The 19,145-nt window shown below is 71.6% G+C and carries 15 protein-coding genes; 2 read left to right on the top strand and 13 right to left on the bottom strand.

All coding sequences use genetic code 11. The features are described from left to right. Window positions 1-32: 32 nt before the first annotated feature. The 3 genes from ACPPVS_RS06480 to ACPPVS_RS06470 form a co-directional block, all read right to left on the bottom strand. Window positions 33-1,424 (bottom strand): bifunctional folylpolyglutamate synthase/dihydrofolate synthase, encoded by a 1,392-nt coding sequence (locus ACPPVS_RS06480; RefSeq protein WP_426595209.1) that lies wholly within the window; start codon window positions 1,422-1,424, stop codon window positions 33-35. Next, window positions 1,421-4,615, bottom strand: coding sequence for an isoleucine--tRNA ligase (gene ileS, locus ACPPVS_RS06475; RefSeq protein ID WP_426595208.1), 3,195 nt, complete (start codon window positions 4,613-4,615; stop codon window positions 1,421-1,423). Before ileS ends, ACPPVS_RS06480 begins: the two co-directional genes overlap by 4 nt. A gap of 266 nt (window positions 4,616-4,881) precedes the next feature. Beyond that, entirely contained in the window at window positions 4,882-5,367 is a 486-nt protein-coding gene (locus tag ACPPVS_RS06470; protein ID WP_426595207.1) for a phosphoribosyltransferase, read from the bottom strand. A gap of 54 nt (window positions 5,368-5,421) precedes the next feature. On the opposite strand from ACPPVS_RS06470, the gene ACPPVS_RS06465 reads away from it, so the two are divergent. Together ACPPVS_RS06465 and ACPPVS_RS06460 are read left to right on the top strand one after the other, a co-directional pair. Next, window positions 5,422-6,078 carry an HAD hydrolase-like protein gene (locus ACPPVS_RS06465; protein ID WP_426595206.1) on the top strand — a complete coding sequence of 219 codons (657 nt, stop codon included), beginning with the start codon at window positions 5,422-5,424 and terminating at the stop codon, window positions 6,076-6,078. A 52-nt stretch (window positions 6,079-6,130) separates the two neighbouring features. Further along, a complete protein-coding gene (locus ACPPVS_RS06460) occupies window positions 6,131-6,886 on the top strand; it encodes a MerR family transcriptional regulator (RefSeq protein WP_426595205.1) in 756 nt (251 codons plus the stop codon). Between the two features lie 98 nt (window positions 6,887-6,984). On the opposite strand, the gene ACPPVS_RS06455 is transcribed toward ACPPVS_RS06460, so the two are convergent. The 10 genes from ACPPVS_RS06455 to ACPPVS_RS06410 all read right to left on the bottom strand — a co-directional run bounded on the left by ACPPVS_RS06455 (window position 6,985) and on the right by ACPPVS_RS06410 (window position 19,129). Next, window positions 6,985-8,793 carry an ABC transporter ATP-binding protein gene (locus ACPPVS_RS06455; protein ID WP_426595204.1) on the bottom strand — a complete coding sequence of 603 codons (1,809 nt, stop codon included), beginning with the start codon at window positions 8,791-8,793 and terminating at the stop codon, window positions 6,985-6,987. Next, window positions 8,790-10,613 (bottom strand): ABC transporter ATP-binding protein, encoded by a 1,824-nt coding sequence (locus ACPPVS_RS06450; protein WP_426595203.1) that lies wholly within the window; start codon window positions 10,611-10,613, stop codon window positions 8,790-8,792. The genes ACPPVS_RS06455 and ACPPVS_RS06450 overlap by 4 nt, the downstream gene beginning before the upstream one ends. 167 nt (window positions 10,614-10,780) lie before the next feature. Continuing rightward, on the bottom strand, window positions 10,781-11,875 hold the full coding sequence (locus ACPPVS_RS06445; protein ID WP_426595202.1) for a hypothetical protein: 1,095 nt from the start codon (window positions 11,873-11,875) through the stop codon (window positions 10,781-10,783). A 262-nt stretch (window positions 11,876-12,137) separates the two neighbouring features. Next, complete coding sequence (locus tag ACPPVS_RS06440) at window positions 12,138-12,902, bottom strand: SDR family oxidoreductase (protein ID WP_426595201.1); 765 nt, start codon at window positions 12,900-12,902, stop codon at window positions 12,138-12,140. A gap of 34 nt (window positions 12,903-12,936) precedes the next feature. Continuing rightward, window positions 12,937-14,253 carry an aspartate aminotransferase family protein gene (locus ACPPVS_RS06435; RefSeq protein ID WP_426595200.1) on the bottom strand — a complete coding sequence of 439 codons (1,317 nt, stop codon included), beginning with the start codon at window positions 14,251-14,253 and terminating at the stop codon, window positions 12,937-12,939. Window positions 14,254-14,329: 76 nt separating this feature from the next. Continuing rightward, window positions 14,330-15,466, bottom strand: a complete 1,137-nt coding sequence (locus ACPPVS_RS06430) for an ABC transporter substrate-binding protein (protein WP_426595199.1) — start codon at window positions 15,464-15,466, stop codon at window positions 14,330-14,332. Window positions 15,467-15,586: 120 nt separating this feature from the next. Next, complete coding sequence (locus ACPPVS_RS06425) at window positions 15,587-16,369, bottom strand: ABC transporter permease (RefSeq protein ID WP_426595198.1); 783 nt, start codon at window positions 16,367-16,369, stop codon at window positions 15,587-15,589. Then, window positions 16,366-17,187 (bottom strand): ABC transporter ATP-binding protein, encoded by an 822-nt coding sequence (locus ACPPVS_RS06420; RefSeq protein ID WP_426595197.1) that lies wholly within the window; start codon window positions 17,185-17,187, stop codon window positions 16,366-16,368. Before ACPPVS_RS06420 ends, ACPPVS_RS06425 begins: the two co-directional genes overlap by 4 nt. Beyond that, window positions 17,184-18,116 carry an ABC transporter permease gene (locus ACPPVS_RS06415; RefSeq protein ID WP_426595196.1) on the bottom strand — a complete coding sequence of 311 codons (933 nt, stop codon included), beginning with the start codon at window positions 18,114-18,116 and terminating at the stop codon, window positions 17,184-17,186. Before ACPPVS_RS06415 ends, ACPPVS_RS06420 begins: the two co-directional genes overlap by 4 nt. Continuing rightward, window positions 18,113-19,129: a TIGR03842 family LLM class F420-dependent oxidoreductase gene (locus ACPPVS_RS06410; protein WP_426595195.1), complete on the bottom strand. Its 1,017-nt coding sequence runs from the start codon at window positions 19,127-19,129 to the stop codon at window positions 18,113-18,115. The genes ACPPVS_RS06415 and ACPPVS_RS06410 overlap by 4 nt, the downstream gene beginning before the upstream one ends. Between the last annotated feature and the right edge of the window lie 16 nt (window positions 19,130-19,145).

Below are 19,145 nucleotides of genomic sequence, written 5' to 3'. Positions count from 1 at the left end.
CGTGTGCACGTTCGTGCAGAAGAGCCGTGCGGTCAGCGGCGACCCAGGAGCATCCGGGCCTCCGCGACGAGCAGGATCGACCCCGTCACCAGGACGCCCGCGCCACGCTCGGCCTCGCTCTCCGCCCGGGTCACAGCCAGATCGAGGGCGTCGTTGAGGCGCTCGGCCACGTGGACGCGGTCCTCACCGAAGATGTCGATCGCCACCTCGGCGAGGTCCTCGACGTCGAGCGAGCGGGCGTTCGACGCACGGGTGACCACCACCTCGGCGAGCAACGGCTCCAGCAGCGAGAGCATGCCCTCGGGATCCTTGTCGGCCATCACGCCGACGACACCGACGAGCCGCTGGAACTCGAACGCCTCCTCGATCGCCGGGACGAGCGCCTCGACGCCGGCGGGGTTGTGGGCACCGTCGACGATGATGGTCGGGCTGGAGCGCACGACCTCCAGACGACCGGGCGAGTCGACGTCCGCGAACGCCACCTCGACGATGCCTGGGTCCAGGGCGCGGCCGCCGGTCAGCAGGGCCTCCGTCGCCGTGAGCGCCAGCAGCGCGTTGTGCGCCTGGAACTCGCCGTGCAGAGGCAGGAAGATCTCGGTGTAGGTGCCGCCGAGACCCTGCAGGGCGATGAGCTGGCCGCCGACGGCCACCTGTCGGTCCACGACCTGGATGTCCACACCCTCGCGCACGACCCGTGCCCCGCGCTCCGCCGCCGCCGCGAGCACGACGCCCTCCACGTCCTCCTGCTGCGTGGCGAGCACCAGCGTGGCGCCGTCCTTGATGATGCCCGCCTTGACCGAGGCGATGTCCAGCAGCGTGTCGCCCAGGTAGCGCTCGTGGTCCATGGCGATGGGCGTGATGATCGCGACCTCGCCGTCGGCGACGTTGGTGGAGTCCCACGACCCACCCATGCCGACCTCGATCACCGCGACGTCCACGGGCGCGTCCGCGAACGCCGCGAACGCCATCACCGTGAACACCTCGAAGAACGAGAGCCGCTGCTTGCCCTGCTCGGCGGAGCGCTGGTCGACCAGGTGGATGTAGGGCGCGACGTCCTGCCACACCTCGACGAAGCGCTCGTCGCTGATGGGCTCGCCGTCGATCACGATCCGCTCGTTGACCCGCGACAGGTGCGGGCTGGTGAACCGCCCGGTCCGCAGGCCGTGCTCGCGGACCAGCCGCTCGACCATGCGCGCGGTGGAGGTCTTGCCGTTGGTGCCGGTCAGGTGCACCACGCGGTAGGCCTTCTGCGGGTCGCCCAGCAGCTCCATGACCGCGAGGGTTCGATCGAACGACGGGTCGATCTCGTGCTCGGGCGCGCGGCTGAGGATGGCCTGGTAGACCTCGTCGGCCGCCTCGCGCGCCTCCCGCTCGGCCTGCCGACGCACGTGCGCCGCGCCTCCCGACTCCGTTCCACCGCTCATGCCTCGTACCCTCCACCTTCGACGGCTGCCACGGTGACCCGCAGCTCGGGCGCCGCGTCGTTGACCTCGACGGAGACGGCGAGCGTCTCCCGGGCGATCGTGTCGCGATGCGTCTCGACCGCGGCCAGGTGCTCGGCGGGAACGTCGAGCGCGAGCACGATCCGGTCGCTGACCTGCAGGCCGGCCGCCTTGCGGGCGTCCTGGACTGCGCGCACCACGTCGCGGGCGTAGCCCTCGGCGCGCAGCGCGTCGTCGAGCGTGAGGTCGAGCACCACGAAGCCCCCGCCCGGCAGCACGGCGGCCGCGCCACCCTGGGAGCCGACGACCGTCGTCAGCTCGTACTCGCTCGGCTCGAGGGCGACGCCGCCGGCGACGACGGTCTCCCCGTCGACGAGCCAGTCGCCGGCGCGAGCCGCCTGGATGACCGCCTGGACGCCCCGGCCCAGGCGCGGACCGGCCGCACGGGCGTTGACCGCCAGTCGCTGCGTGATCCCGAACCGCTCCGCCGTCCCCTCGTCGGCGGTGACCAGGTCGACGGCCTTGACGTTCAGCTCGGCCGCGAGCAGGTCCGCGTAGGGCGCGAGCGCGGACGCGTCCCCGACCGCCACCGTGAGCGTGCGCAGCGGCTGGCGGACGCGGACACCCGCTGCCTTGCGCAGCCCGAGCGCGGTCGACGTGACGGCCCGGACCTCGTCCATCGCCACGACGAGGGCCTCGTCGGACGCCCCGGCCGTCGGCCAGTCGGTCAGGTGCACGCTGCGCCCGCCCGTGAGCCCGCGCCAGACCTCCTCCGAGACCAGCGGCGCCAGCGGCGCCATGACGCGCGTGAGCACCTCGAGCGACGTCCAGAGCGTGTCGAACGCGTCGGCGTCCTCGGCCCAGAACCGGTCCCGCTGGGTGCGCACGTACCAGTTGGTCAGCACGTCGAGGTGCTCGCGCACCGACTCGCAGGCGGCCGAGATGTCGTACGCGTCCATCTGCGCGGTGACCGTCGCGACCAGGTCGTCCGTGCGAGACAGGACGTACCGGTCCATCGGTGCCAGCCCGGCGACGCGCTCGGCGTCCACCGGCTTGGCCGTGTAGTCGGCCGCACCGGCGTAGAGCGTGAAGAAGTAGTACGTGCTCCACAGCGGCAGCAGCACCTGACGCACGCCGTCGCGGATGCCCTCCTCACCGACGATCAGGTTCCCGCCGCGCAGGATCGAGCTCGACATCAGGAACCAGCGCACCGCGTCCGAGCCGTAGACGTCCCACATCTCGACCGGGTCCGGGAAGTTGCGCAGGCTCTTGGACGCCTTGCGCCCGTCGTCGCCCAGCACGATGCCATGGCACATGACGTTGCGGAACGCCGGCCGGTCGAAGATCGCCGTGGCCAGCACGTGCAGCGTGTAGAACCAGCCGCGCGTCTGGCCGATGTACTCGACGATGAAGTCGCCCGGGTAGTGGTGCTCGAACCACTCCTGGTTCTCGAACGGGTAGTGCACCTGCGCGAACGGCATGGCGCCGGAGTCGAACCACACGTCCAGCACGTCCGGGATGCGACGCATGGTCGACGCGCCGGTCGGGTCGTCGGGGTTGGGACGGGTCAGCTCGTCGATGAACGGCCGGTGCAGGTCCGGCTCGCCCGCCTCGTTCGTCGGCACCCGGCCGAAGTCCGCCTCCAGCTCGGCCAGCGAGCCGTAGACGTCTATCCGCGGGTACGTCACGTCGTCGGAGACCCACACCGGGATGGGCGTGCCCCAGTACCGGTTGCGGCTGATCGACCAGTCGCGCGCGCCCGCAAGCCACTTGCCGAACTGGCCGTCCTTGATGTGCTCCGGCGTCCAGGAGATCTCCTGGTTGAGCTCGACCATGCGGTCGCGGAACTGGGTGACGCCCACGAACCAGCTGGAGACCGCCTTGTAGATCAGCGGGTTCCGGCAGCGCCAGCAGTGCGGGTAGGAGTGCTCGTAGGTCTCGTGGCGCACCAGCACCGACCGACGGTCCTGCGGGGTCCGAGCGAGCGGTCCGGTGCCGGCCTTGAGGTCCGCGATGATCGGCTTGTTGGCCTCGAACACCTGCAGGCCCTCGTAGTCGCCGACGCCGGCGGTGAACCGCCCCTTGGCGTCGACGGCGACCATGGTCGGGATGCCGGCCGCGTCGCAGACGGCCATGTCGTCCTCGCCGAAGGCAGGCGCGAGGTGCACGATGCCCGAGCCGTCCTCGGTGGTGACGAACTCGCCGAGCAGGACCTGGTGAGCGTTCTCGTGGCCCACGAAGTAGTCGAACGGCGGGGTGTACCGGCGTCCGGCCAGGTCGCGGCCCTTGACCGTCGCGACGACCGTGGCCTCGCCCAGCTCCTTGGCGTACGCGCCCAGGCGCGCTGCGGCGAGGATCACGAGCTCACCCGCGAGCGCGGAGTCCGGACCGGGCTCGACGGTCACATAGTCGACGTCCGGCCCGACGGCGATCGCGAGGTTGCTCGGCAACGTCCACGGCGTCGTCGTCCAGACGAGCGCGAGCTCGCCGGTCTCGAGCCGCAGCCCGACCGTGAGCGCGGGGTCCTGGCGGGACTGGTAGACGTCGTCGTCCATGCGCAGCTCGTGGTTGGACAGCGGGGTCTCGTCGCGCCAGCAGTACGGCAGGACGCGGTAGCCCTCGTAGGCGAGCCCCTTGTCGTAGAGACGCTTGAACGCCCAGATCACCGACTCCATGAACGTGGTGTCGAGAGTCTTGTAGTCGTGGTCGAAGTCGACCCAGCGTGCCTGGCGCGTGACGTACTCGCGCCACTCCCCGGTGTACCGCAGGACCGACTCGCGGCAGGCCTGGTTGAACGCGGCGAGGCCCATCTCCTCGATCTGCGAGGTGTCCGTGATGCCGAGCAGCCGCTGCGCCTCGAGCTCGGCGGGCAGCCCGTGCGTGTCCCAGCCGAACCGGCGTTCGACGTGGCGCCCGCGCATGGTCTGGTACCGCGGCACGACGTCCTTGGCATACCCCGTGAGCAGGTGGCCGTAGTGCGGCAGGCCGTTGGCGAAGGGCGGTCCGTCGTAGAAGACGAACTCGTTGGCGCCCTGCTCGCCCGCCGGACGCGCGTCGATCGACGCCTGGAACGTGCCGTCGGTGTCCCAGTAGGCCAGGACGTGCCTCTCGAGGGACGGGAGGTCCGGCGACGCGGGAACGGGTGTGGACGGACGATGCAGCGGGTAGGCCACCTGCGGATCTCCTGTGGTCGGCACCCGGTCGGGTGCGTCGCTCTCGGCTGCGAGGACGATCGGACCCGGACCGGCCGGGCTCTACCGCGGTACCACCTCGCTTGCCGGCTCCCCGGGCGGGTCGTCGACCACTTCGTGAGGGCTGTGACGGGCCTACCCGTCCGGTTCTACTGGGGCACTGTCTCGGCCCGCGGGCCGTGCCTGTTCTTCCGGAGGCTCGCCGGTGATGGCCGGGTCGATGCCTGTGCGCGTCAGGATATCCGGTTTCAGCCCGCGGAGCGCACCACGGGCGGCTCGGCCGACCAGGGGAAGACGATCCAGCGGTCCGTGCGCCGCCACACGTAGTCGGGCTCGACGATCGAGCGTGGCTTCGAGTACAGCACCGCCGTCCGCGCCTCCTCGCAGTGCAGAGCCATGATCTTCTGCACCAGGGCCAGCGTCTCGCCGGTGTCGGCCACGTCGTCGACCACCAGTGCCCTGAGGCCGGACATGGCGTCGGTGTCGAGCAGTGGCGGCAGGACGACCGGGTCCGGCAGGCGTTCGTCGACGCCCGTGTAGAACTCGACGTTCAGCGTGCCGACGGCCTTGGTGCCCAGCGCATAGGCGATCGCGCCACCCGGCGGCAGTCCACCGCGGGCCACGGCGATGACGATGTCCGGCTCGAACCCGTCGTCGACCACCGCCTGCGCCAGCTCCCGTGCTGCCGTGCCGAACAGGTCCCAGGTGAGCACCTCACGTGCCGGATCCGTCATGCAGCCACCCTAGGTCGCCCACGTTGCCGGCGAGTTGCGTGCACACTCGTGGCCGTGACCTGCCCACTCGTCCTGCTCGATCTCGACGGCACCCTGATGGACTCCGCACCCGGGATCACCGCCTCGGCCGCCTACGCGTACCGCGCCCTGGGCCTTCCCGTCCCGGACGCGGTCGTCCTCCGCTCGTTCGTGGGGCCGCCGATCACCGGGAGCTTCGTGGCGCACGGCGTCCCTGCCGCGCGCGTCGGCGAGGCTGTGCGCGCGTACCGGGAGGAGTTCGTGACGCGAATGATCAGCGACAACGCCGTGTTCGGCGGGATCGACGACGTGCTTGACGATCTTCGCGCCGCGGGCGTCCGGCTGGTCGTGGCGACCTCCAAGCCGACGGTCTTCGCGGGGCCGATCTGCGACGCGTTCGGCCTGTCGGACCGGGTCGACGCGATCTTCGGCGCTCCGCCCGACGACACGCCGTCGACCAAGGCAGACGTCGTCGCCGCCGCGCTCGCCGCGTTCCCGGCCGCATCGCCCCTGCTCATGGTCGGCGACCGTGAGCACGACGTGCGCGGCGCCCGCGCCTGCGGCGTCGACACCATCGGCGTCACCTGGGGCTACGCGGCCGACGGCGAGCTGCGCGACGCGGGTGCGGTCGAGCTCGTCGACGACGTCCGCGACCTGACGGGTGTGGTCCTGCGCCGGCTCGGCAGGCTCTGACCCGTCGGCAGCAGTTGACCTTGACGTTGCGTCAACTCCTACGGTGGTGCGCATGGAGGCATCGATCCAGCAGGTGGCGCGGCTCACCGGTACCACGAGCCGCGCGCTGCGGCACTACGACGCTCTCGGGCTGCTCTCGCCGAGCCGCATCGGCGACAACGGCTACCGCAGGTACGACGAGGACTCGCTGGTCCGGCTGCAGCGGATCCTGCTGCTGCGCGAGCTCGGCCTCGGCCTGCAGCAGATCCGGCGGGTCCTCGACCAGGAGCAGGACGAGACCACCGCGCTGCATCGCCATCTCGCGTGGCTGCGCAGCGAGCAGGACCGGCTGGCGCGGCAGGTCGCGTCGGTCGAGAGGACCATCACCGCACGACAGGACGGAGGGCCGATCGTGGCCGAGGACATGTTCGACGGGTTCGACCACACCGCCTACCGGGAGGAGGTCGAGCAACGCTGGGGGCCCGCGGCGTACACGTCCTCCGACGCCTGGTGGCGCGGCATGGGCGAGGCCGAGCGCGCGGCGTGGCAGGCGCGCAGCGCGGAGCTGATCACCCTGTGGGCTACGGCCGCGGAAGCCGGAGGCGATCCCGGCTCCGACGACGCGCAGGAGCTCGCCGCTCGTCATGTCGCCTGGCTGGGGAGCATCCCCGGGACGCCCGGGCACGGCGGCGCGCCGGTCGCCGAGTACGTCCGCGGCCTGGCGGAGATGTACGTCGCCGACGAGCGGTTCGCCGCGACCTACGGCGGCCCGCGGGGCGCCGCGTTCGTCCGGGACGCCCTTCACGAGTACGCGGCGCGGCACCTCTGACCGAGTGGTTCTGACTGCCGGCCGGTTCGTCCCACACGTCACGGTGCACCGGCCCGTTCGCTCCCCTCGGGGAACGGACGGGCCGGTGTCGCCGGCGCTCAGGACGTGCGCTGCAAGGACCGCTGCCAGTCGGCGTACAGCTCGGCGAACCGGCCGCCGGCCGCGACCAGGCCCTGCGGCGTGCCGTCCTCGACCACCCGACCGGCGTCGACCACGAGCACCCGGTCCGCTCCCATGACCGTCGAGAGGCGGTGCGCGATCACCACCGACGTCCGATCGGCCAGCAGCGTGGCCAGCCCTTCTTGGACGAGGGCCTCCCCCGGCACGTCGAGCGAGCTGGTCGCCTCGTCGAGGATCAGGAGCGCCGGGTCGGCCAGGAACGCGCGTGCGAACGAGACGAGCTGACGCTGGCCCGCGGACAGGCGCACGCCGCGCTTGTCCACCTCCGTGTCGTAGCCGTCGGGCATCGCACGGATGAGGTCGTGCACGCCGACCGCCCGCGCGGCGGCCTCGATCTCGTCGCGGGCCGCGCCCGGCTTGCCCAGCGCGATGTTCGCCCCGATCGACCCGGAGAACAGGTACGCCTCCTGCGTCACCATGACGACCGCTCGACGCAGGTCGACCGGGTCGATCTGCCGCAGGTCCAGACCATCCAGCTGCACGGACCCGGACCGCACGTCGTAGAACCGGGCCAGCAGCTTGGCGACGGTCGACTTCCCCGCTCCGGTCTCCCCGACGAGCGCCACCGACTGGCCGGCCGGCAGGTGCAGGTCGACCCGCGGCAGCACGGTCGGCCCCGAGCCGTACCCGAACTCGACCCCGTCGAACCGCACGTCGCCACGCGGTCGCGGGAGACGGACCGGGTGGGCGGGCTCGGGCACGGTGGGTTCTTCGGCGAGCAGGTCGGCCAGCTTCTCGAGTGCCGCAGTGGCCGACTGGAACGAGTTGTAGAACATCCCGATCTGCGACAGCGGCGAGAAGAACCGGCGGGCGTAGAGCACGGACGCGACGAGCACGCCCACCGCCAGCTGTCCGTCGATGGCGCGCAGTCCACCTACCAGCAGGACGGCGGAGACCGTGACGTTGCCGATGAGCGTGAGCCCGGTGTCGAAGACGCCGTTCAGCCGGATCGCCTCGGCGGTCGTCCCCCGGTAGTCCTCCGCGAGCTCGCCGTAGACGGCTTCGACGTCGTGCTCGCGGCGGAACGCCTGGACGGCCCGGATCCCGGTCATGGTCTCGACGAACCGCACGATCAGCCGGGCCACCGCGGTCCGGTTCTTGCGGTACTGCACCTGCGAGCGCACCTGGAACCACCGGGTGAGCACGATCCCGGGGATCACGGCGATCAGGAGCACAAGGCCGCTGCGGACGTCGAGCAGGACCAGCGAGACCGCTGTCAGGACCATGGCCAGCACGCCGGTCGCGAGCGTGGTCACACCCCCGTCGAGCAGCTCGCGCAGCGACTCGACGTCGGAGGTCTGCCGGGAGATGATCCGCCCGGACGTGTACTGCTCGTGGAACTCGAGGCTGAGAAGCTGCGTGTGCCGGAACACCCGCCGCCGCAGGTCGAGCAGCATCGTCTGGCTGACGCGCGCCGACGCCCGCACGGTGGCGGCGGTGAGGACGCCGCCGAGCAGCGCCGCGACGAGATAGGACCCCGACGCGACGACGAGCGGCCACGGGTCGCCGTCCTGCAGGGCCGGCAGCGCTCGGTCGATGCCGTACGCCACCAGCGCCGGGCCGGCCACCGCGGCGAGCTGCGAGCCGACGACGAGCCCGGCCGTCCACCACGCCGCCCCGCGGACGGGACGCAGCAACGACGACAGCAGAGCGAGCGAGCGGCGGCGCAGCCGGCGCGACTCGGTGCGGGTCGGGTCGTCGTCCCGCGACTCGTTGTCGACGGTCATCGCCGCACCTCCTCGAGGGCGTCGTCGGTGTCCCGGGTGGAGAGCGCGGTCAGCACGTAGCGGTAGTGGGGGTGGGTCGCCAGCAGCTCGGCGTGCCGGCCGACGCCGGTGATCCGACCGTCCTCGAGCACGGCCACGCGGTCGGCGAGCGCGACCGTCGAGGGCCGGTGCGCGACCACGAGGGTCGTCGTGCCGGTGAGCATCTGCCGCAAGCGCCCGGTGACCGCGGCCTCCGTGGTGACGTCGAGGGCAGACAGCGGATCGTCCAGCACCAGGACCCGCGGCCGCACGGCGATCGCCCGCGCCAGGGCGATCCGCTGCCGCTGGCCGCCCGACAGGCTCAGGCCCTCCTCGCCGATCACCGTGTCGAGCCCGTCCGGGAGCGCATAGGCGAAGCCCGCCCGGGCGACGTCCAGGGCCTCGTCGACGAGGGCGTCGGCCTCCGGACCGGTCAGGTCCGTGCCGAGGAGCACGTTCTCGCGCACGGAGGCGGAGAACAGGATCGGGTCCTCGAACGCGACCGAGACCGCGCCGCGCAGGTCGGCGCGCGACAGGTGCCGCACGTCGACGCCGTCGATGCGCACGGACCCGGCTGTCACGTCGTAGAGCCGCGGCACCAGCTGGAGCAGCGTGGTCTTGCCGCTGCCGGTCAGGCCCACGAGGGCCATCGTCTCCCCCGGTTCGAGGCGCAGGTCGACGCCGTCGAGGATCGCCGTGCTCCCGGCCCCGGGGTGCGTGAACCCGACGTCCACCAGCTCGACCACAGAGCCGGCGGGATCGGCGGGCGGCAGGACGACCGGGCGCTCGGGGTCCTGAACGGTCGAGCTCGTCTCCATCACCTGCAGGTACCTGTCCGTGGCCGCTCGCGCGTCGAGCGTCATCGCCAGGAGCATGCCGAGGCGCTCCACCGGGTTGTTGACCACGGCGGCCGTCGCGAAGAAGGCGACCAGAGCGCCGACGCTCAGATGGTCGTGGGCCGACAGGTAGACGCCGATGGCGAGCGACACCGCGAGCACGGCCTCCGGGATCGCGCCGAGGGCGAACGAGACGCGCGAGAGCGTGCGTGCCTTGTGCACCTCCGTGGTCCGGAGCTCGTCGGCCTGCCGGGCGAAGTCGTCCAAGGCGTCCTCACCGCGACCGAACGCCTTCAGGACCCGGATGCCGTGCACCGACTCCTCGACGGTCGTCGCCAGGTCGCCCGCCTGGTCGCGCGCCCGGCGGGCGACCACCTTGTAGTCCTCCCGGAAGCGGAACCCGAGCCAGATCATGGGCACGGCACCCACCAGGTAGACCACACCGAGCACCGGGCTCGTCCAGATCATCAGGGCGACCCCGACGAGCACGGTGGTCGCGCTCACCAGCAGCATCACGAGCCCGAAGACGGTCCAGCGCCGGATGGTCGACAGGTCCGACATGATGCGCGACAGCAGCTGCCCGCCCGGCCACCGGTCGTGGAACTCGACCGGCAGGTCGAGCAGGTGTCGGAACAGGTCGGTCCGCATGTCGCGCTCGACGCCCGTGCCCGGGGTGAGGATCAGAGCCCGTCGGCACCAGACGAGGAAGGCCTCCAGCACGCCGAGGGTGAGGACGACCGAGGCGCCCAGGACCACGCCGCGCGTCGACCCCTGGCCGAGCAACGGGCCGTTGACGATCACCCGGAGCACCTGCGGCACGGCGAGCGCGAGGAGGCTGGCGCCGAGGGCGGTCAGGCCGCCCAGGGCGATGCGCGGAAGGGCCGGTCGGGCCCAGCGCCGCAGCTGGAACAGGACGCGCGTCGTCGACTCGGACTTACGAACGGGGGGCGGTGGAGCATCGGGCACACGCTTACCCTACGTAGCCGGTCGGACATCACCCACCCGAATGCGCGGCATCGGGGTCCGCGCGCGGTGGCGTCCGAACGAGTGAAGGCCCTCGAGGTCGGGCGGTCGCGATGGTCCACCTCGGGTTGGCCCCCGCGCGGTCTGTGACGGGCGACGAGCGGCCCCACTCACGAAGGCAGCAGGTAGCCCGTCGTGCTGCGGTCGTGGGCGCCACCCCAGGCGAAGATCTCCGTCGGAGATGTGGCGATGGTCGGGAAGTCCTCGTTGGACCAGGGGTCGGCCGGCCGGGTGCTCGTCGTGCCGTCCACCGGGTCCAGCAGGACGTCACCGACCACGACGCGATCTGAGACGACGACGCGGGGCCAGGAGCTTGTGCCGGGCGCCGACGGCAGGTTCGTCCACATTCCCGTTGCCGGGTCGAAGATGCCGCCGTCCGGGTACTCGCGGCCCCAGTTCCCGACCGCGCCCCCGTCGGCGCCGCCCACGTCGGGGAACACCAGGCGACCGGCCACCGCGACCGGGCCCGACCCGATGACCTCGCTGTCGGGCAGCACGGTCCACCTGGACAACGTCCGGTCGAGCTGCGCCAGCCGGACGATCGACGGCTTCTCGGCCCCCGGGTCGGGGACCAGGTCCTTGGCGGTCAGGATCGCGCGACCGTCGACGACGGTCATCGACCGGTCGTAGCTGGGGCCCAGCGGGTCGTCGGGGATCTCATGCCAGGTGTTGGTCGTGGGGTCGAACCAGGAGTCGATCGAGCGGGCGTTCTCGTCAGTGCCGGGCACCGTGAGCAGCACGTCGCCGTACGCGACGAGCTCGCCCGCGCCGCTGGGTGGCATCGGCAGCGACGTCCACGTGTCCTCGAGAGCGTTGAACGCGAGGAACGCCGGCGGAACCTGGGGCTGGGGCGCGCCCATCAGCACGTAGAGCGTGCTGCCCAGCACAGCATCGTCCTCCGTCAGGATCGGGGTCGGCGCGTCGGCGATGCGTTGCCAGAGGCCTGTGGCCGGATCGAAGGCGGCCCCGTCGCGCAACGCGGAGCCCAGGGGCAGGACGCAGGACGCGTTCCGAGGGCAGGGCGGACCATCGTCACCGCCGACAACGATGAACCGGTCCACCACCCACGTCACCGACGGGTACTGGCGCGCCGAGAGCGGGCTGTTCGTGACGGTCTGCCAACCCCCGCCGCTCGTCTCCGGCGCTGCCCGTTGGCCGCACCCGGTCACGAGCGCGACGAGCGCCAGCCCGACAGCCGATCGCATCGCTCGTCGCATACAGCCGTTCCTCCCCCGCTAGCCCGTCTGTGTCGCCACGGCACCCGTCCTTGCGGGCGACGCCGGGGCGAGCACCGTGTGGGATCGCTGCATTCTGGCCCGGCCGCGTCGAGCAGCGACAGGACCGTTCGGGGCCGGGCCGTCAGGCATCCCACGGCAGCCCACGCGCGCTGGGCTCGGGTCGGTCGTCACAGCCCCGAACCGTCACCAGCAGGAAGCCGAGCTGGCCTGTGGAGCGGGGCTGCGTCGTTCAGACTCCCGTGCGGGCCGTCTTGGTGTTGCTCGCCTGCGCGCGGGGACGCACCACGAGCAGGTCGATGTTCACGTGCGGCGGGCGGCTCAACGTCCAGGCGATCGCGTCGGCGATGTCCTCGGCGACCAGCGGCTGGTAGCCGTCGTACACGGCCGCCGCTCGCGCCTCGTCGCCGTCGAAGCGCACGAGCGCGAACTCGTCGGTCGCCACGGCGCCCGGCGCGATCTCCAGGACGCGGATCGGCTCGCCGACGATCTCCCAGCGCAGCGTCGTCGCGAGCATCCGTTCGGCCGCCTTGGCGCCCGTGTACCCGGCGCCACCCTCGTACGGGCCGTATGCCGCGGTCGAGGTCACGACGACGACGTCTCCCCCGCCGTCGGCGCGCAGCTGCGGAAGCACGGCCTGCGTCACGCGCAGCGTGCCCAGGACGTTCAGCTCGTACATCCGCCGCCAGTGGTCCAGGTCGGCCTTCTCGACGGAGTCCAGGCCGAACGCTCCGCCGGCGTTGTTGACCAGGGCGTCGAGCGGGCCGTCGGCCGCGACGTACGCCGCGAGTCGTTCCACGTCGGCGCCGTCGGTCACGTCCGCGACGAACGTGTCGGCGCCGGTCTCCTGCGCAAGCGCCGCCAAGCGATCGGCGCGACGGGCCGTCGCGACGACCTGCCAGCCCTCCGCGCGCAACCGACGGACGGTGGCCGCGCCGATGCCGGACGACGCACCCGTGACGAGGGCACGACGGGGTCGGGACGTGCTGGTGCTCATGCGGTGGTGCTCCTCAGGGGTCGTTGCGGTGGGCTCAGGCGACGGAGGCCGCGACCTCGTCGAGCGCTTCCTCGAGCAGCCGCAAGCCGGTGCGGGCCTCGTCGGCGGTGATCACGCAGGGTGGGACGACGTGCACGCGGTTGTCGGCCAGGAACGGCAGCAGCCCGCGCGACAAGGCGGCCGCCTTGACCTTGCCCATCACGGCAGGCTCGACCGGCCGGCGGGTGTCCTTGTCGCGCACCAGCTCGACCGCCCAGAACACCCCCAGACCGCGCACCTCGCCGACCAGCGGGTTCCGCTCCGCGAGCGCCCGCAGGCCGGGCCCGATCACGTCCGTGCCGATGGTCGCCGCGTTCTGCACGATGCCCTCGTCGGCCATCGCGTCGAGGGTTGCGACGATCGACGCCATGGCCAGCGGGTGGCCGGAGTAGGTCAGTCCGCCGGGGAACACGACATCGTCGAAGGTCTTCGCGATCGGGTCGCTGATGAGGACGCCGCCGGCCGGCACGTAACCCGAGTTCACGCCCTTGGCGAAGGTGATGAGGTCCGGTCGGACGTCGAAACCGTCGAACGCGAACCACTGCCCGGTCCGCCCGAACCCGCACATGACCTCGTCGAGGATGAGCAGGATGCCGTACCGGTCGGCGATGGCCCGCACGCCGGCGAGGTAGCCCGGCGGCGGCACGAGGACGCCGGCCGTACCGGGGATGGTCTCCAGCAGGATCGCAGCGACGCTCGTCGGACCCTCGGCCTGGATCACGCGCTCGAGGTGGTGCAGGGCGCGCTCGGACTCCTGCTCGGGCGTGGTCGCCCAGAACTCCGAGCGGTACAGGAACGGACCGAAGTGGTGCACGTGGGCTCGCGCGTACTCGTTGGGCACCCGCCGCCAGTCGCCCGTCGCGACGACGGCCGACCCGGTGTTGCCGTGGTACGAGCGGTACGCCGAGACGACCTTGTCCCGGCCGGTGTGCAGGCGGGCCATCCGGATCGCGTTCTCGTTGGCGTCGGCGCCACCGTTGGTGAAGAAGACGCTGGAGAACCCGGCGGGCGCGTGGGACAGGATGCGCTCGGCCGCCTTCCCGCGCGTGAGGTTGGCGGTGGCCGGCGCGATCGTCGTCAGGGTTGCCGCCTGCTCCTGGATCGCCGCGATCACGCGCGGGTGCTGGTGGCCGATGTTGACGTTGACCAGCTGGCTCGAGAAGTCGAGGTACCGCCGGCCGTCGTGGTCCCAGACGGTCGAGCCGAGGCCGCCCGCGATCACCAGCGGGTCCAGGTGCGCCTGCGCCGACCAGGAGTGGAACACGTGGTCGCGGTCCAGCCGCAGCGCCGTCGCGCCGTCCTGCGAGGTCATCTCGTCGTGCTCCTTCGTCGTGCCGCGAGCGGTGGCCGGTGGTCTGCGGATCCGGCCACCGCGCGCGGGCTTGGCCTTACTTCCCGCCGGCCTCAAGTGTGACGTCGATCGGCTTGTAGTCCGAACCGGTCACGTCCACCCCCTCGGACTTGAGAGCGGCCAGTGCCTTCTCGACGTACGTGTTCGTGTACGAGTCCTTGCTGGGGTCGGTCGTGATGACGGTGGCGCCCTGGTCGTTCTTGGTGTGCAGGGCGATGTCGACCGTCTGGTCCCAGGCGGCCTTGTCGATCATGCCGATCCCGTCCGGCGACGGCCAGATCAGCTTGTTGATCTCGTTGGTCTGCCAGAGCTGGTGGCTGTTGCCCAGCTGCGAGCCCTGGGCGACGACGATGTCCCGCGCCTTCTCCGGGTTGTCGCGCGCGTAGATCCACCCCTTGAGGCTCGCCTTGACGAACTTCTCGGTGGTCGCCTGGTAGTCCTTGTCGGAGGCCAGCTTGGCCGAGTTCGCCCAGATGGCGTCCTGCAGCATCGCCGTGCCCTCGTCGTTCCAGTTGATCGTGTTGAAGTCCTCGGGCGTGTAGAGCTTGCCCGTGGCCGGGTCCGTCGACTCGAGCAGCTGCGCGTACTCGTTGTAGGTCATCGCCTGCGCGGCATCGATCTCCCCGCCCAGCAGTGCGTTCATGTCGAACTGCTGCTGCACGAGCGTGACGTCGCTGGCCGGGTCGAGCTTCGCCTTGGTCATGCCGGCGAACAGCTCGAACTCGTTGCCGTAGCCCCAGTTGCCCACCTTCTTGCCGGCCAGGTCCGCGGCCGTGGTGATGTCCTTGCCCTTGAACGAGACCTGCAGCGTGCCCGACTTCTGGAAGATCTGCGCGACGTCGGTGATCTCCGCGCCCTGCTCGCGCGACGCCAGCGCCTTGGGCACCCAGGCGATCGCGTAGTCGACCGAGCCGTCCGCCAGGACCGACTGCGGCACGATGTCGACGCCGCCCTCGACGATCGTCACGTCGAGGCCCTCGTCGCGGTAGTAGCCCTGCTCGAGGGCCGCGTAGTAGCCCGCGAACTGGGCCTGGGTGAACCACTGCAGCTGCAGCTTGACGGGGGTCAGCGGGGCCACGGACATGGCCGGACCGTCGCTGGCGGCGGCCCCGCTGTCGTCGCTGCCGCCGCAGCCGGACAGGGCGAGCGCGGCTGCGGCCCCCAGTGCCGCCATGCTCCACGCAGTTCGTCTGGTTCGTCTCATCGTCATCCCTTTCGTTGGCTGCCTCGGACCGTTGCTGGTTCGGCCGGCCTGGCCTCGGTGACAGGCGGACGGGTGTCGGGGTGCCGGTTCTCAGCCCCCGGTGCGACGAGCCGCCGCGCGCTCGAGCGCGAGGGTCGCCAGGTAGAAGACCAGCCCGAGCGCGATCGCGCCGAGCACGAACGCCCACGCCCGGGCGTAGGCGCTGTTGGACGCGGCCGACGTGATGCGCGAACCGAGCCCGTTCTGCAGGCCGCCGAAGTACTCGGCGACGACTGCCGCGATGACACCGGTCGACGACGCGATGCGCAGACCGGTGAAGAAGTAGGGCAGCGCACCCGGGATCGTGACCGTGCGCGTGATCTGCCGCGGGGTCGCCGCGTATGCCCGCAAGAGGTCGCGGTGCACCGGTTGGATCTGGCGCAGGCCCCGCAGGGTGTTGACGAAGATCGGCGCGAACACCACGACCGCGACGACGAGCCGTCGCGGCGTCGTCGACGTCGTTCCGAACATCGTGTTCAGCGCCGGTGCGAGCGCCACGATCGGCATCACCGATACCGCGGCCGCGGTCGGCGACATGAACGAGTCGACCATCCGGCTCCGGGCGGCGACGATCGCGGCGAGCACCGCGGCGGTCCCGCCGACGACCAGTCCGACCAGCACGTTCAGACCCGTGGCCAGCGCGGCCGACCACACGAGCGGGACGACCTTGCGCAGCTGCTCGACGATCGCGGTCGGGCTCGGCAGCAGGTAGGGCTTCACGCCGGTCACGACGACGAACGCCTGCCAGAGCGCGAGCGCGAGCACCCCGAGGAGCACCGGCGCCAGCCAGCGGACCGCCGAGCGGCGTCGAGCTCCGGTGGTCGGGGTGGTCATCGCAGCTCCACGCCTCGGGTCGTTGGCTCCGCCGGGATCGCGCCGGAGCCGTGCAACGCCTCGCGCACCGCGGTCACCGCCGCGAAGAACGACGCGTCCTCGCGTAGACCCTCCGTGCGTTCGTCGGCGATCTGGACGGGGACGACGGCCGTGATCCGCCCGGGCCGCGGAGACATCACCACGACCCGCTGGGAGAGGAACACCGCCTCGGGGATCGAGTGCGTGACGAAGACGACCGCCGCGCTGCTCTCCTTGCAGATACGCACGAGCTCGGTCTGCATGCGCTCGCGCGTCATCTCGTCCAACGCGCCGAAGGGCTCGTCCATGAGCAGCAGGCGCGGCCGCTCGGCGAGCGAACGGGCGATCGCGACGCGCTGCTGCATGCCACCGGAGAGCTGATGCGGGAAGTGCCCGGCGAAGTCCGCCAGTCCGACGAGTGCGAGCAGGTCGGCCGCCCGTGCCGCGCGTTCGCGCTTGCCGACCCCGTGCAGCTCGAGCGGCAGCTCGACGTTCCCGGTGACGTCCCGCCACGGCAGCAGACCCGCCTGCTGGAACGCGATGCCGTAGTCCTGCGCCTCGCGGGCCACGCGCGCCGACCTGCCGAACACGCTGAGCTCTCCGGTCGACGGCTGGTCGAGGTCGCCGATGAGCCGCAGCAGCGTCGACTTGCCGCAGCCCGACGGGCCGATCAGGGAGACGAACTCGCCGGCGGTCACCGTCAGGTCGATGCTCTCGAGCGCGGTCACGGCACCGGCGCGGGACGCGAAGGTCTTGCCGATGCCACGAGCGACGACGGCGTCCTGCTCGACGACGTTCACGAGACCTCCGCGTAGCGGTAGCGACCGAGTCCGAGCCCGAGCAGCGAGACGAGCCCTGCGGCGACGAGGCCGAGGACCGCGGCGCCCGCGATCGCCGCCCACGGCTTGGCCGGGTCGCCGCTCGCCGACTGGGCATAGCTGATGATCATGCGGCCGATGCCGCCCTTCGTGCCGGTCGACACCTCCGCCACGATGGCGCCGACCACCGCTGTCGCGGCACCGAGGCGCAGCGCGGGCAGCAGGTACGGGACGCTCGCCGGGATCCGCAGGCCGCGCACCGTGCCGCTCCAGCCGGCCGCGAGCGACCGGAAGAGCTCGACCTGGGCGGCCGGCGGCGACTGCAGCCCGCGCAACGCCCCGACCGCGACCGGGAAGAACGCGAGGTAGGACGCGATGAGCGCCACCGACATCCAGCGCTGCCACTCGAACGAGCCCAGGTGGATCCGTCCTCCCCAGCCGACGACGAGCGGCGCGAGCGCGATGAGCGGGACGGTCTGGCTGAGCACGACCCACGGCAGCAGCGCCGACTCGGCGACCATCCAACGCTGCATGAGAAGGGCGATCAGGAATCCGCCCACCGAGCCCAGCACCCAACCGGCGAGGGCGACCCGGAACGTGAACCAGCAGGCCTGCAGCATCGCGTTCAGCACGGTCGGCGACCCGACCGCCGAGGTCTCGGGCTGGAGCATCCGTTGCACGATCGTCCACACGTGCGGCATCGCGACGTCGTCGGTCCGCGGCAGCACGCTGGCGCCGAGCAGGTGGCCGCCGGTGTCGGGCACGACGGCCTTGACCAGCTCCCAGACGACAGCAAGCGCGAGCACCACGAGGAGCCCGACGACGACCCGCCGTCCTGTCTGCGTGCGCACCCGTGGCGGCGCGGCCGGCGTCCCCACCGGCGCGCTCGTGCTCGTCGCGAGATCGGTCATCCGGTGGCGACGACCGTCGTCGCCAGGCCCGGGATGACGTGCTCGCCGTACTGCCGCAGGGTCTCCTCTTTGTTGTCGTGCTGGAGGTAGCCCGCGAACTGGGTCACGCCGAGCGCCCGCAGCGCCTCGAGCTTCTCGATGTGCTCGGCCGCGCTGCCCAGGATGCAGAACCTTTCGACGATCTCGTCGGGCACGAACGCCGCGTGCGTGTTGCCGGCGCGGCCGTGCTCGTTGTAGTCGTAGCCCTGACGGCCCGCGATGTAGTCCGTGAGCGCCTTGGGGATGGTCGAGTCGGCGCCGTAGCGCGCGACGATGTCGGCCACGTGGTTGCCGACCATCCCGCCGAACCAACGGCACTGCTCGCGCATGTGCTGCCGGTCGTCCCCGACGTACATCGGGGCCGCGACGCAGAACTGGATCGCGTCCGGGTCGCGCCCGGCTTGCTCGGCCGCGTCGCGCACGACCTTGATCGTCCACGCGGCGATGTCGGGATCGGCCAGCTGCAGGATGAAGCCGTCGCCCACCTCGCCCGTCAGCTTGAGCGCGAGCGGCCCGTACGCCGCGACCCAGATGTCGAGCACCGAACCCGCCGACCAGGGGAACTGCACCTTGGCGCCGTTCACCTCCACCGACCGGCTGTTGGCCAGCTCGCGGATGACGTGGATCGACTCGCGCAGAGTGGCGAGGTTCGACGGCCTGCCGTGCAGCGTGCGGACGGCCGAGTCGCCACGGCCGATCCCGCAGATGGTCCGGTTGCCGTACATCTCGTTGAGCGTCGCGAACAGGCTCGCGATCACCGTCCAGTCGCGGGTCGCCGGGTTGGTCACCATGGGTCCGACCATCACCTTGCGCGTGGCGGCGAGGATCGCCGAGTAGATGACGAACGGCTCCTGCCAGAGCAGGTGCGAGTCGAACGTCCAGACGTGGCTGAACCCGTGCGACTCCGCCTGGCGCGCCAGCTCGACCGTGCGCGAGGCCGGCGGGTTCGTCTGCAGGACGACGCCGAAGTCCATGGGCGACCTTTCTGGT

It is taken from the genome of Cellulomonas sp. McL0617 (assembly GCF_049994875.1).
Lineage (GTDB): Bacteria > Actinomycetota > Actinomycetes > Actinomycetales > Cellulomonadaceae > Cellulomonas.
Note: the sequence above shows the minus strand (reverse complement) of the source record. Positions and strands in the feature narration are given on the sequence as shown.